This window comes from Acinetobacter sp. ABJ_C4_1 (assembly GCF_044538495.1).
GTDB lineage: Bacteria > Pseudomonadota > Gammaproteobacteria > Pseudomonadales > Moraxellaceae > Acinetobacter > Acinetobacter nosocomialis_A.
This window is the reverse complement of record NZ_JBIUCQ010000002.1, coordinates 106,497-120,796: the sequence shown is the minus strand read 5'-3', so window position 1 is coordinate 120,796 and position 14,300 is coordinate 106,497. Positions and strand designations below refer to the sequence as shown.

Genomic DNA, 14,300 nt, shown 5'->3' with positions numbered 1-14,300 from the left:
TGTGCAGTTTTGATTTTTTTAATTGAACTCTTTTTAGGAAAGAGTAGAGATTTAAATTTGTATATGTCTTAGCTTGTTAAACTTCCCTATAATGTTAGTGAGCATAAAATAAACTTTTGTGAACTAAGTCTATGAAAGAACAAAACTTAAAATTACAAATTAGAATTCTTTTAGAGCAGAACATTGCATTTGGTCCGGGTAAGGCAGACTTACTTGAAGCGATTGAGAAAACTGGTTCGATCTCACAAGCCGCAAAATCTATGAATATGAGCTACCGCCGTGCATGGCAGTTGGTCGACACCATGAACCAGTGCTTTGAAACAGCTTTAGTTGAAACTCAAACAGGCGGAACACATGGAGGTGGGGCAGCCGTTACAGCTATAGGCCAAAAAGTCTTAGAGCATTACCGACAAATGGAAATCAATGCTCGACAAGCCTTAGAACAGGACTATCAAATCATGAGTAGCTATTTAAAGAAATAAGATGAGAAATACTTTATAAATTAAAGAATTTAAGCGCGAATCAGTTTTATCTACCAATAGTTTTCAGTTGCTCAGAAAAAATATCCATCTTTATAAATAATTTCTACTTTTCATCATCTATGGTTATCGCTATATTCTTGGGTATATATCGCTGCAAAAAACGACAAAAAGGTAAAACATAATGGTAAGTGATACGAAGATAAAAAAGTTGGCTTTAGTCTGTTCGGTGCTCAGCATAGGATTAGTCTTTAATGTTCCAGCCAAAGCTGAATCGGTTACCGTTTATGCAGCAGCGAGCTTAACGAATGCAATTAACGATTTAGAAAAAATTTATGAAAAACAAAATAAAGTAGAAGTTAAAACTTCATATGCAGGCTCATCGACATTAGCGAAACAAATTGAAGCTGGGGCACCAGCCGATGTATTTATCTCTGCTGATACCCAGTGGATGGATTATCTGCAAAATAAAAAACGAGTTGCAGCAAATGACCGTATAAATTTATTAGGCAACCGTCTGGTTCTAATTACCCCTAAAGGGCGGTCACTAAATATAAAACTAGATAAAACGACCGATCCCAATAAAGTATTTACAGGCAAGATTTGTACAGGGGATACCAAAAGTGTGCCTGTAGGCAAATATGCTAAACAAGCTTTTACTAACCTAGGTTGGTGGAGCCGTATTGAGCCAAAGTTAGTTGAAACAGAAGATGTTCGAGCTGCATTAAATTTTGTTGCGCGTGGTGAATGTCAGGTTGGGATTGTCTATGCAACCGATGCAGCAATTAGCAAAGATGTGAAGGTAGCTGGCATATTTCCAGAAAATGCACATTCACCAATTATTTATCCTGTAGGGTTGATTAAAAAGAACTCAAACTCAGCAAAGTTCTATCAATTTTTACAAAGCAACCAAGCTAAAGCAGTCTTTAAAAAATATGGCTTTAGTGTGCTAGCTCCAGTTAAACCATGATGTTCTCTTTAACCCCAGAAGAACTCAGCGTTCTTCAACTTTCTTGTAAGGTTGCAGCAAGTTGTCTTGTGGTCAGCATTATTCCTGCAATTTGTGTGGGATGGTTTTTGGCACGTAAAGAGTTCTGGGGTAAGTCATTTATTGAAACATTGGTGTTTTTACCTTTAGTGCTACCACCAGTGGTTCCTGGTTATTTGCTTTTACAAGTTTTTGGGAGCCGCGGTGTTGTTGGGCAATATTTGGCGCCTCTCGGAATTGATTTTGCATTTAACTGGAAAGGTGCCGTTCTTGCTTCGGCAGTGATGGGTTTTCCGCTATTGGTGCAATCGATTCGACTAGCGATTGAACTGGTCGATCAGCGCTTAGAAATGGCAGCAAAGACACTAGGTGCCTCATCTTTAGGAGCCTTTTTTCATGTCACGTTGCCACTTGCCAGCAGTGGTATTTTAATTGGTGCTATTTTATGTTTTTGCCGTAGTTTAGGTGAGTTTGGTGCGACCATTACCTTTGTGGGTAATATTTCAAATGAAACGCGTACTTTGCCTTTGGCTATGTATAGCTTAATGCAACAGCCCGATACAGAGGCTGCTATTCAACGGCTTATTGTTTTATCGTTAAGCGTGGCTTTTTTAGCCTTATGGTTTGCACAGTGGTTTCATCGTTATCAAAAGAAGCGCTTAGGGCGGTAAGACTATGTTGATCGATTGCCGTTTTCAGCTACAAATGGGGCAATTTCATATTGAACCTAGTTTCGAGACAGATGCTTCTGTTATTGGGCTATTTGGTGCCTCTGGGTCAGGTAAAACATCAATTTTACATGCCATTGCAGGGCTGAACACTCCATGTAGTGGGTTCATTAAGATACAGAATCAAACATGGTTTGATTCAGGTCAAAACATTAATTTGAGCACGCAAAAGCGGCACGTTGGACTGGTTTTTCAAGATGCTCAGCTTTTTCCGCATAAAACGGTAAAGCAAAACTTATTATTTGGTCTTAAGCACCTGTCCCAACAAGAACGTCACTTTGAAGCAGATTATATTATTGAGTTATTAAAGTTAGGGCACTTATTAGAACGTATGCCCATCAAACTTTCAGGTGGTGAAAAACAGCGCGTGGCACTGGGCCGAGCATTGTTATATTCACCTAAGCTGTTGCTACTTGATGAGCCTTTATCAGCGCTAGATGCGAATCATAAAGCTGAAATTATTCCTTTTTTCCAGAAAGTAAAAGAAGAAATAAAAATTCCGATGATTTATGTGAGTCATGATATTCAAGAGATTAAACAACTGACCGAAACAATGTGGGTTTTATAATTTTTCATATTTCACACATTATTTCAGTCATGTTGATTCATGGTTGTTAGCTAGCCCATAAACTGCCCGTTGGAGCAGATTTTCGGCGATCTTGGGCTTGTTGATAAAAACGCCAGAAAGCAAAAGCAAAAATGATAGCTAAGAAATCAACCACTAAGATTTCTCCGCCATGTACCCATAGGCCACTTTGGGGAATGAAGTAGGCTAAAAGGGATGTAAGCGGAATTGCAAATAACACCAAAACCAAGGTTAATAGCAGTTGTGGTAAAGCTTTTGCATAGCCAATCACAAAGGTATAAATCAAACTCAGTAGGAAAATCGCATAATAACCATACATAAAGAGGTGATTCATGCTTTCAATGTTAAGCGCTGCGAAAAGCCAACGACTGGCCAACATTGTACCTACGACAGCTAAAACACACCCTAGGCACGCGCCTATAGTTAAGTTCGCGAGGAACACCACATCTTTACGTTGAACAGGAACAGGGTCTTCAGCACGCTTTTGCTTACGTGCTCGAGTTTCAACCCAAAGAATGTTGCCCGTATAAAATAAGAAGGCACCACCAACACCTAAAACAAAATAAATCCAACGTACGCCAGTACCACCAAAACTGCCAAAATGCAGGCTAAACATGGCATTGATTAACTTATTTCCAGCATCAGTCTGTGTGTTAATACCTTTATGATTAAAGTGCTCAACAGCATATGGATTCATACGCATAAAGTCATGATTTGCACCGCGCAACATCTGATCTGAACTATACAGGGCAATTCGTGCATTGGCTTTTTCAGGTTTGTCTAGACCACTGAACTGGATATAGTCAACTGAATATTCAGGCGCTACTTTTTTAGCTTGAGCTAATATTTGCTGCACATCAATCTGTGTTTGTTTAGGTTGAATAAGCGCTGGGGGAGAACGCTGAAAAACAGGCTGTCCTTTGAGTGCAAGTTGTCCAATCGCATCATAAAAAAAGTCATGAAAAGCAAAGACAATAACGCTAATACTAATAATGATGTGAAACGGTAAACTGGTAATTCCAATCACATTATGCGCATCTAGCCAAAAGCGCTTTTTATTTTTACCAGGGCGAATAACAAAGTAATCCTTTACTAAGGTCGGTAAAAGAATAATCACTCCTGAAAGTAGGGCAAGAAAATATAAAATAGAAACCACACCCATCACATAGAGACCTAAACCGTGGTGGCCTGCCATGCCCGGTATGCCTGCTGTTTCATGCAACTGTTCGATTAACCAGCCAGCTTTAGATAAGTTTTCTTGGGCAACGATTAACTCGCCATTGTTATCTAAACTTGCCATCCACGTAGTCTGAGCAGCATTAAAGCCATCGCCACGTTCATGTTCGCTCCATGTAATGGGTGCATAGTGAAATTCATTGGATGATAAATTGAGTATGAAGTTCTTTTGCGCAGCAGGATAGGCAGTCTGTACTTTTTGAATAAGCTCATTATATTGGTCGGGTAAGACTTTCGGTAAAACTTGCTGTGTTGGCGTAGCCCACTTACTAATATGGTGCTGAAACATGCTGAGCCCGCCAGCAAAGAAACAGATAAAAAGCAAAATCCCTGCACATACACCCACCCAAGTATGCATGCTTTTTGCTAATTTCATGATGTCTGAACGTACTTTCATGTTTAACCCCGTAAGACAAAAATACAGCTATACGCTAGGGCATTAGCAATGAATAAATAGATAAGCGCTTTTCGTCCAGTCGTAAAAAAATAACTGCCAAACATAATAGGCATCCAAACCCAAGGAACACTCCACATACCCACTTGCACCAATAAATCCATGGCAACATAAGGTTGGCCTAATAAAACAATCAAATTACCAATCGCAATAGAAAGACTTAGACCAAAAACACCACCTACAAAAGTTTTACTCCACCAGTCTGGCTGAATCGGAGACTGAATTTTAGCTTTCATGCAACCAATTTCCGTTTAAAAAGTGCCATAAAGGGAAGAAACGACCACGCAAAAATGATGAGCATGAACCAACAAAAAGCGGCAACAACTTTTGGTAAGCTTGCAAAGAGCGCAATAAATCCAATGCCTAATAGCACTAGACCCAAATACTTAAAGAAAGTAGGAAGATGTTGAGACAACAGATTTTGGTTGCTATGACTACAATAAATACTGACCGCTCCCAACAGGGTCAAAAAAAGTCCTATAAGTTTCATAATCGATGTTTATAAGTAAATTAAAGTCAAAATTTACCCAACAGTATAAGTAAATAATAATTATTATCAAATGATAAATATAATTATTTATCTATTCATGATGAGTAAGTTAAGATAGGAGATAACTCATTAAAAATATTTATTTTGAAGTCGAATCCAGTGAGTCATTATCTATATATTCCTGAACAAATCAGTACATCAATTTATGAAATTTCGAGTCCTATTTTTCTTACATCAGAGCTATTTTTTTATGGGCTAGATTTATCACAAACAACGCATTTGCATATAGACCAACAATTAGAGCATCCCCTAAAAATTGCTCAAGCGCATGTCGAACGTAAAAATGAGTACTTATGTGGCAGGGTCTTAGCTCAAGCTGTTTTAAATCATCATTTCGGTTTAGATCAGTCAATAACCTCTATGCATGAACATTTACCCATCTGGCCAACTCATGTTTTGGGGAGTATTAGTCATTCACAAAATAAGTTAATTGTTGCGTTATCTAATAATGCGGTTTATTTGGGAATTGATATCGAGCACTGGGTGAACTCAGAATTTGCTCAAGAGAGCGCACATCTTATTTTAACGCCATCTGAGTTTGCTTTATGGAAAAATAAAGCGGCTGAATTTTTTGATTTTGCCCATTATGTGAGCTTAATTTTTTCTATAAAAGAAAGTCTATATAAAGCGGTTTACCCCACTGCAAAGCAATATATCGATTTCTTAGAAGCATCTATCGTTGATATTAATTTTGAAAATCAAAAAATAACGCTAACTTTCTTGCCAGAAATTCAACAGCGCTATCAACTCTTAGAACAATATCAAGGTGGTTGGACTGTAGAGCAAGACCATATTATGACTTGGGTTTTTCAAGCACATCATTCTGCTTAAAACAAAAGAAGGCAAATAATTGCCTTCTTTTTATTTAGAGTTTAATTTTCTTGTAATTTGGGATCTTGGAATCCAGTTTCACGCATATCTTGAGAGTTGAATAAGAACATAAATCCTACTGCAAAGCTTAGTATGCCAAAGAAGAGGATACTTCCTGATATTGGTAAAAAACGAGTTAAAAGACCTAAAGTTGTAGTGGCAATCGAATCGCCTAATGCATCTTGTGCGAGCCAGATTGAATTAATACGCCCTAAATATTCATCAGGTGTATGTCCTTGTACAATGCTGTATTGGAGCAAGTTAGCAATCGACATCAAATATCCGAATACACATAAAATGGGTAAAGTCACGATGAGCCACGGTGAAAGTCCAATCATAATCATGCAAATAAAAACACCTAAACACGTATAGAGCATGATCAAGCCAGGTCTGAGTAAACGTGTTGTCCAGCCACTGAGTAAAGCACCTAAAGTCGAGCCTAAAGGTACTGCCGTATACATAAGCCCGAGTTCGAATGCGCCGCCGTGAAAAATTTCATCTGCCATTTGCGGAAAAATAATACGAATAGCACTGCTAAAACTCAGCAATGTTCCAATTAAAATGGTGCTACCGACTACTTTATTTTTAAAAACAAACTTAAAGCCTTGAGCTAATTGGCGAAGAGGACTTTCGCCATTTGATGTATGTTGCGGTTTAAGCGCAGGCAGCCCCATCAATAAAAATACAGTAAGTAAAGTACCCACAGTTGAGACCCAATATACGGTTGCAACACCACTAGCAGCAATTAAAATACCGCCGATTGCTGGTGAAATAACGGTTGCAAGACGTACGGATACCATACTGATTGCACGGGCTTGTACAATATTTTCCCGCCCTACAATTACAGGCATGATCGCCATCATTGCCGTTACACCGAGTGCACCAAAGAAACCATCCCATGCTGAAAGAAAGTAAATGGCATAAAGCGAAGGGTGCTCAAACATGGCGTTGATGGCAAGGCCAGCAAAGCCTAAACCACAGACACCACGTGCCAATAAAATTAGCCATTTTCGGTCTTTGCGATCTGACAGCAAACCACCAAGTAACAAGCCAATAAACATGGCTATGCCTTCAAAAGCCATTGCGACGGCAACGTTAAGCGAGTTACCCGTAATGTCATAGACCTGTTTTGGAATAGCCACGACCAACATACCAATGGTTAACAATGACAATGTACGGGCAATAAATACATGTCGGAAATGAGCGTTACGTTTTAAAAGACTAAAATCGGTCAATAAAGATTTGAAACTCATGGCGTATGCTCCTCTAAACCGCGCGCCTGACAAATCATGCGGTTTAAAATCGGACCAAGTGTTTCAAGCTGCTCTGGAGACAATATATCGGTATGGTCAGCTTCGCTTAGTCGAACAATATTGAGTTTTTTAACTAAAGGTGACCATTGTTTTTCTGGTTGGATATACGGCAGCAAGTCTTTTTCAGCGACAACTAAGTGTAGTTCACCATCAAAGTGCGGCATCTTATACGGTTTTAATAAACGGACGGCATCGCGATAGTTTGCAAAAATATCCTCTTGTAAACGACGGGTTTCTTCATTTAATGCCGTATCTGCATCGGCTAAAATATCATTGAAGAATTGAAGCTGTTCTTGTTCGGCTTCTGCATTCATTTCCTCTACCGACAAATCTAACCACTGATGAATTTCAGCAGGGTAAGTGTCTAATAAACCGAGATAATCAACTGTTTCACCTTGTTCAGTTAACTTCGCTGCAACCGCATAAGCCACAGTGCCGCCAAGTGAATAACCTAGTAACGTATAAGGTCCAGTTGGTTGTTGGCTACGAATAATCTCAAGTTGTTTTTCAACCAATTCGTCCATATCAGTACTATTTGCCAATAGGCCATCTGGTCGAGGAGACTGCAAACCGATAATAGGCAAATCAGGATGTAGATAACGGTTCAATACCGTATATTGCCATGCGGAACCAGAACCTGGGTAAAAACAGAACAATGGATGCCCAGAGCCGGAACGGATCGGTAAAATGGGCTGCATGCCAGTTTGTTCAACTTCTGCCAAACGTTCTTGTGTAAGAAGTAAAGCCGCTAAACGTTGAATTGTGACATGACTCATTAACTGGCCAATTGGAATGGTCCGCTTAAATACTTTTCGGATTTCAATTGCAAGCTTCATCACCAAAATGGAATGCCCACCAATAGCAAAGAAATCTTCGTTCACACCAATATTTTGATCTGTATTTAAAACTTGCTGGAAAATACGTGTCAGTTCATGTTCAAAAGCAGTGGTGGCGTACTGTTTTTCTGTATTTGAAGGAGTGAGGTGTGGTTGCGGTAGTGCTTTACGGTCAAGCTTACCATTGTGACTTAATGGAAATTGCTCAACTAACACATAATGTGTCGGCACCATATAAGTTGGAAGCTGTTTCGCCAATTGTTTCTTTAGCTGCTCAATGTCCACAGGTGCTGTTGTTTGCAAGTAAGCAACCAACTGAACATCAGCTTTATTTTGTTCAGTAACGATAGGGTGTACAACCACATCAAGACCACTGAGTAAGCGTAATTGCTGTTCAATTTCACCCAGTTCAATACGTTGCCCACGTATCTTTAACTGGTCATCAGCACGGCCCACATATTGAATACTGCCATCTGTATGCCATCGAGTAATATCACCAGTACGGTACATGCGTTGACCTGCTGCGAATAGATTTGCCACAAAACGAGTTGCTGTTAAGTCTGCTCGATGTAAATATCCCATGGCCAGTTGATGGCCTGCCAAATAAAGCTCACCGTCCACTCCAACAGGAACAGGGCGTAAGTATTGATCTAAAATATAAAGCTGGGTATTCCAGACTGGATATCCAATCGCAACGCTACTTTCTTCCGGGTGTAATCCCAGTGTTGCATTCATATAACTCACATCTACCGCAGCTTCCGTTGGGCCATATAAATTATGTAGCTCACAGCTAAAGTGCTCGGTAAATGATTTTGCTAAAGCTGTTGGTAATGCCTCACCACTACAGAACACTCGGCGAATTGGTAAACTTTGACGCTGAGCAGATGACAAAATTTCGGTAGCAGCATTTTCAAAAACAGCCAACATTGAAGGTACAAAATGTAATGTTGTTACCTGATATTTTTGAATCAGGCTTAACAATGCCAATGGATCACGGTGTGCATCCACAGGAGCCATAACCAATCTTGCTCCCACTAAATATGACCAGAAAAACTCCCATACTGAAACATCAAAAGTGCATGGCGTTTTTTGCAAAATCGTATCGTTGGCTGATAGTGGATACTCTGATTGCATCCATAAAATACGGTTCACAATGGCTTGGTGAGAAACCATAACACCTTTTGGCTGGCCTGTTGTACCCGATGTATAGATTAAATAGGCCGGATGCCGTGGGGTAATCACTGTCGTTTTATAGCTGCTTAAATCAACCTTTGTTTCATCAAACAATTCATTAAAAGTAAAGATGGCTATTGATGGAGAGGCAATAGCAGCTAGATCTTTTTGTTCACCAATCACAAGTTTAGATTTGGCATCCTGCAACATAAATTTGATGCGTTCAGACGGATGTTGTAAATCAATAGGTAAATAAGCTGCACCTGCTTCAATCACCGCTAAAATAGCGATACTTAGTTTGACTGATCTTGGTAGGGCGATAGCAACAATATCTCCAGCCTGTACGCCCGCGCTTTGTAATTGCTGTGCTAAAGCACAAACTTGCAAACGCACTTCACTAAAACTGAGCTGATGATTTTCATCAGATAACGCCGTTTGTTCAGGCGTAATTCGAGCTTGTTCTCTGAGTAATTGCTGTAATGTACTCTGACGAACATAGTATTGGGTTTGATTTGTTTTCTGGATTAAATCGCGTTCTTCGGCCAGTTGTAAGCGATAGTTAGCTAGAGAAGTCTCTGGTTCATTTAATGCAATTTCAATCAATTGAACCATTCGCTCGAGGAAATGCTCTGGTTGATCAATTACACCACGCTGTTCGAGTAATAGCTCAATTTGATGATCAGGGATAACTAACAAAGCAAGCGGGTAATGGCTATAACCACGATTTGTGAGTTTGGAAATAGCAGCATCCCCCAGTTTTTGCTGTAAATACTGGTTATCAGGGTAGTTTTCTACGACTAACAAACTATCGAAAAGATTGCCTTGTCCCACTAATTGCTGAATTGCACCCAGACCTAAACCATCATGTTCTAAATGTTCAACATGCAATTGCTGTAACTGAGTCAATTGTTCCCAAAGTGTTTGCTGCATGTTGAGCTTTACACGTACCGGAATCGTATTTAAAAACAATCCAATCTGCTGCTCTAAACCATTGATAGGTGCTGAACGCCCAGAAACAGGTGTACCAAACACAATATCTTCACGATGAGCATAAATATTTAAAGTCATTGCCCAAATCATTTGCATGAAAACATTGAGCGTGATGCCTTGTTGGCGTAATTTATGTTGAAGTTTTGCACCCAACTCGGCACTTAAACGATATGAAGTTTCCTGTACAGCTTGCTGTGGTTGATTAAATAAAATAAGTGGCTGTAAATCTGCTAAATCACGTTGCCAAATTACTTTTGATGTTTCATGGTCACGTGCAGATAAAGCTTTAATTACTGTTTCATAACTATATTCAAGCACAGGCAATTGTTGATTAGTTTGCTGATAGGCTTTAATAAAGTCTTGTAAAAACAGTGGAGTTGACCAACCATCAGTTAACAGATGATGCACCATAATCAATAATTCTGAATGTTCTGGAGCATGTTGAATTAAGGTTGCCCGAATTAAGCCATAGGGTTGGTCGAGGTGAATCGGTTGTTGCAATGCTTCTTGAATGGTTTGCTCAAGCAGATCGGGAGTGACTGAGCAAAACTGAACTGGCCAAGCTTGAGTAGGATGTAATGAATAGATAAAAACAGGTTCTTCAGATAATTCACTATCAAAATGCCCACCTAGTTGCGGGTGACGTTTTAATACGGTAATCAACGCTTGCTGTAAACGTACTGGATCAATGTCTCCATTTAAACTAAGACGAGTAAAGGCATTATAATTCGATTGATTTTCTACTTGAGATAAGAACAGCATGCCTTTTTGCAAAGGAAGTAAAGGTAAAATAGTGCTGTTTTTGCCATATTTTTCTTGAACCTTTTGTTCTAGGTCTGCTGAAAACAAAGGTTTTGAAACGGCCGCTTGTTGTGCATCTAAACGGGTGAGTTGCGGTGCCATAGCGGCGACTGTTTTAAATTGGAATACATCACTTGGTCTTAAACCGTAACCACGTTGGCGCAATTGAGTACAAAGCATAATGGCCGAAATACTATCGCCACCTGTCATAAAGAAGTCGTCATCAATTCCAATTGCGTCAAGCTTAAGAACAGATGCAGTAATTTGACATAAAAGCTGTTGTTCAGGCGTTTCAGCCATTCGGCTATGTGTACGAATTTGAGGTTTTGGCAGTGCTTTTTTATCAACTTTACCACTTACATTTCGTGGAAATTCGGACATAACAGTCAGGGCAGATGGCACCATATATTCAGGTAAGTTTTGACGTAACTGACTTAAATATTGCTGACTTAATTGCTCACTGGTTTTTTCATCAAGTTCAATGTCTTTGACCACACAATAACCGAGTAAACGATGACTGTTATTAATCGGTTCTGCAATCACGACTGCGCTTTCAACATTGGCTAAAATCGAAAGTGCATTTTCAACTTCACCAATCTCAACTCGATAACCACGAATTTTAATCTGGTCATCACAGCGCCCCATAAATTCAAGTTTACCCGCGCTATTCCAGCGGACTAAATCACCCGTACGGTACATGCGCTGCCCATGTTCAAATGGATTCGCTACAAAGCGGGTAGCACTTAAGTCAGCGCGACCTAAATAACCATTGGCAATGCCAAAGCCAGAAATATAAAGCTCACCAATCACGCCTGTAGGGCATCGTTGTAAATGACGATCTAGTACATAGGCCTGTGTATTACCAATTGGGTTACCAATGACAGGGCGAGCTGTCTGTTTTAATTCTGCTCGGAAAGTATCAACCGTATATTCTGTTGGGCCATACAAATTATGAGCAAAAAGCGCTGGCTGAGCATTCAGCTGTTGCCATAAAGCTAACGGTGCAGCTTCACCACCAATCAAAATAAGACTTGGATGATGCTGATTTTCAGCAAATAAACCATTCGTCATCATTTGCGCACAGAAAGATGGCGGTAAATCAAGTGTATCGATTTGTCGTTGCTGAATTTCTTGCACTAAACCAAATGCATCTCGACGCATGTTTTCATCAAAAATATGTAGCTCTTGGCCCCATAACATCCAGAAAACTTGCAACCAAGATGAATCAAATGAGAAAGAGTGTGTATGTGCTGCACGTAACGGACGCTCAGGGAAACGCTCATTTACAGCTTCTAATACAGGCCAGTAAATGGTTGGTTTATGTGACAAAATGAGGTTGAGTAAAGAACCATGTGTGTTCATTACCCCTTTAGGGCGACCCGTACTTCCAGAGGTAAAAATTACATAAGCAACATCTTGGAAATCAAATTTACGATTTTCGGCAGGAATATCACTCGCATCTTGCTTTCGAATTTGTGTTTGAACATCTTCCTGATCGAGATATAACTGCTGAATATTTTGTGGTAGTTGCTGTGCGAGTGCTTGTGTGGTTAATACAAATAATGGATTTGCATCTTCACACATCATTTGCATACGATCGATTGGGTAATCTAAATCGAGAGGTAAGAAGCTCGCCCCAGAATTGAGTACAGATAACATCACCACAACTGAGTCAATCGAACGAGGAATAGCTCCAGCAATGACAGTTTGCTTTTTGGCCCCATTTTCTTGTAAAAAACGAGTGAGTTGATTCACTTGTACTGCAAGTTCAGCAAAACTAAGATGCTGAAGGCTTGGACGTTCGCCACTCACAATGGCGGTACGTTCTGGATACTTTTTAATTTGCTCATAAAAAATATCTAAAACATTATTATATTGTTCAGGATGGCTAACACGTGGACCAATACCACTTTGAGTTAGGGCAGCAAGCTCTTGTGGTGTCGTAATATTAAAATTGCTACATGCCTGTTCTGGACGAATCAAGGCTTGTTCGAGCAATAACGTTAGGCGTTGACCGTGGTTAAATAGCTCATCTTGTGTATAACGTTGCGAATCTGCACGTAGTTCGATAATCAGCTCATGATCTTGAACAATAAAAGAAAACTCAAAATCATCAATTGGTCCTGTAGAAATATGGTGTGTTTTGACCTTTTCACCATCTAACATCAAGTCTTGATCAAAAGCTTTATAGTTTAAAATAGGACCGTACATTCGTTCATGAATATCGATACTATTTAAATCTCTTAAAATTTGTTCTGCATCGTATTTCTGATGCGGACGAATTTCTCGTAATTGCTCTTGTACGTGTTGAGCCAAGCTCACCCAACTGTCTTTTTCAGCAACTTTAAACTTCACAGGTAGAACATTTACCGTAGGTAAGGTTGAGCGAATCGCTTTTGAACCTAAACGGCGCATAAATGGAATACCGTTAACCAAATCAGCTTTATCGGTCATTTTGTAAATATAATGTAATGACAATGACATCATCATGTCATTCAAAGCTAATTTAGATTGCGCAGCCAAAGCTTGAATCTGCTCTAAAATTCCTGTTGAAAAACGCAGCTGATGCTTAATAAATGTCGCTGTAGTTTTTGCCGCTAAATGATGAGTACTTAAACTAACTGGACTAGGTAAATCTTCACAATATGCCTTCCAGAAAGTTTGGTCTATTTTAAATTGATGGCTATTTTCATAAGCCTGACGCTCAGAAATAACATCATTGACGCCAATGAACGGAGAAGCTGAAAGGTCTTTTTCTTCTTGTAATTGTTGATAGAGTTCAACAATACGTTTGGTCAGGTTAATCATGCTAAAGCCATCAAGCATGATGTGGTGATAACGTTGATACCAATACACTTTGTCATGCGTTGTAAACAACACCTGACGAAACAGTTGAGATTCACCCGCTTTAAGTGATTTAGCACATTGACGATCTGATGGCATCCAGTCCCATAAACGTTGCTGAGCTTTTTTAGGCGTTAAATGACAAAAATCAAATTCTTCAATTTGAAACTGAACTTGCTTATTAAGCTCAATAAACGGTTGAGATGGGTCAGATGAATACGAAGCAATGACTGTGTCGGCTTCATTTAAGCCGATCTGAATTGCTTTTTTAAACGTTGGGATATCGACAGTTTTTGGTAATTCCAAACAATGTGCAATGGTATATAAATCTTCAATTGAACTTAAATGATCGGCAAGGAAAATGCCGAGCTGGGTAGATGCCAATTCAAAACGAGCGGGTTGAGAAAGGTCCGGAGTAAATTCATTATTTAATGCCTGATTCATTACAATCT

At 39.5% G+C, this 14,300-nt stretch carries 9 protein-coding genes; 5 read left to right on the top strand and 4 right to left on the bottom strand.

Annotated features, from left to right (window positions below; translation table 11 throughout):
* The first annotated feature begins 131 nt into the window (after positions 1-131).
* The 4 genes from ACIF8R_RS03450 (at position 132) to ACIF8R_RS03435 (ending at position 2,763) form a co-directional block, all read left to right on the top strand.
* Complete coding sequence (locus ACIF8R_RS03450; protein ID WP_192836975.1) at positions 132-482, top strand: winged helix-turn-helix domain-containing protein; 351 nt, start codon at positions 132-134, stop codon at positions 480-482.
* A gap of 181 nt (positions 483-663) precedes the next feature.
* Positions 664-1,449 (top strand): molybdate ABC transporter substrate-binding protein, encoded by a 786-nt coding sequence (gene modA, locus ACIF8R_RS03445; protein WP_396479108.1) that lies wholly within the window; start codon positions 664-666, stop codon positions 1,447-1,449.
* On the top strand, positions 1,446-2,138 hold the full coding sequence (modB, locus tag ACIF8R_RS03440; RefSeq protein ID WP_000971591.1) for a molybdate ABC transporter permease subunit: 693 nt from the start codon (positions 1,446-1,448) through the stop codon (positions 2,136-2,138). The genes modA and modB overlap by 4 nt, the downstream gene beginning before the upstream one ends.
* Positions 2,139-2,142: 4 nt before the next feature.
* Entirely contained in the window at positions 2,143-2,763 is a 621-nt protein-coding gene (locus ACIF8R_RS03435) for an ATP-binding cassette domain-containing protein (protein WP_396479105.1), read from the top strand.
* A 46-nt stretch (positions 2,764-2,809) separates the two neighbouring features.
* Here ACIF8R_RS03435 and ACIF8R_RS03430 read toward each other — a convergent pair whose 3' ends face one another.
* Both ACIF8R_RS03430 and ACIF8R_RS03425 read right to left on the bottom strand, forming a co-directional pair.
* Positions 2,810-4,414 (bottom strand): PepSY-associated TM helix domain-containing protein, encoded by a 1,605-nt coding sequence (locus tag ACIF8R_RS03430; RefSeq protein WP_396479104.1) that lies wholly within the window; start codon positions 4,412-4,414, stop codon positions 2,810-2,812.
* Between the two features lie 2 nt (positions 4,415-4,416).
* The gene (locus tag ACIF8R_RS03425; RefSeq protein ID WP_396479102.1) at positions 4,417-4,707 is read right to left on the bottom strand and encodes a hypothetical protein; all 291 of its coding nucleotides are present in this window, start codon (positions 4,705-4,707) and stop codon (positions 4,417-4,419) included.
* 413 nt (positions 4,708-5,120) lie between these two features.
* Here ACIF8R_RS03425 and ACIF8R_RS03420 point away from each other — a divergent pair, with 413 nt between their 5' ends.
* Complete coding sequence (locus ACIF8R_RS03420; RefSeq protein WP_396479100.1) at positions 5,121-5,852, top strand: 4'-phosphopantetheinyl transferase; 732 nt, start codon at positions 5,121-5,123, stop codon at positions 5,850-5,852.
* A 41-nt stretch (positions 5,853-5,893) separates the two neighbouring features.
* Here ACIF8R_RS03420 and entS read toward each other — a convergent pair whose 3' ends face one another.
* Positions 5,894-7,144, bottom strand: coding sequence for an enterobactin transporter EntS (gene entS, locus ACIF8R_RS03415; protein ID WP_396479099.1), 1,251 nt, complete (start codon positions 7,142-7,144; stop codon positions 5,894-5,896).
* On the bottom strand, positions 7,141-14,292 hold the full coding sequence (locus tag ACIF8R_RS03410) for an amino acid adenylation domain-containing protein (protein WP_396479097.1): 7,152 nt from the start codon (positions 14,290-14,292) through the stop codon (positions 7,141-7,143). Before ACIF8R_RS03410 ends, entS begins: the two co-directional genes overlap by 4 nt.
* Positions 14,293-14,300: the final 8 nt, after the last annotated feature.

What these genes read in the sequence shown, in the direction of transcription:
- ACIF8R_RS03450 (WP_192836975.1), top strand. Translation starts at nt 132, where the DNA reads ATGAAAGAACAAAACTTAAAATTACAAATTAGAATTCTTTTAGAGCAG.
- modA (WP_396479108.1), top strand. Translation starts at nt 664, where the DNA reads ATGGTAAGTGATACGAAGATAAAAAAGTTGGCTTTAGTCTGTTCGGTG.
- modB (WP_000971591.1), top strand. Translation starts at nt 1,446, where the DNA reads ATGATGTTCTCTTTAACCCCAGAAGAACTCAGCGTTCTTCAACTTTCT.
- ACIF8R_RS03435 (WP_396479105.1), top strand. Translation starts at nt 2,143, where the DNA reads ATGTTGATCGATTGCCGTTTTCAGCTACAAATGGGGCAATTTCATATT.
- ACIF8R_RS03430 (WP_396479104.1), bottom strand. Translation starts at nt 4,414, where the DNA reads ATGAAAGTACGTTCAGACATCATGAAATTAGCAAAAAGCATGCATACT.
- ACIF8R_RS03425 (WP_396479102.1), bottom strand. Translation starts at nt 4,707, where the DNA reads ATGAAAGCTAAAATTCAGTCTCCGATTCAGCCAGACTGGTGGAGTAAA.
- entS (WP_396479099.1), bottom strand. Translation starts at nt 7,144, where the DNA reads ATGAGTTTCAAATCTTTATTGACCGATTTTAGTCTTTTAAAACGTAAC.
- ACIF8R_RS03410 (WP_396479097.1), bottom strand. Translation starts at nt 14,292, where the DNA reads ATGAATCAGGCATTAAATAATGAATTTACTCCGGACCTTTCTCAACCC.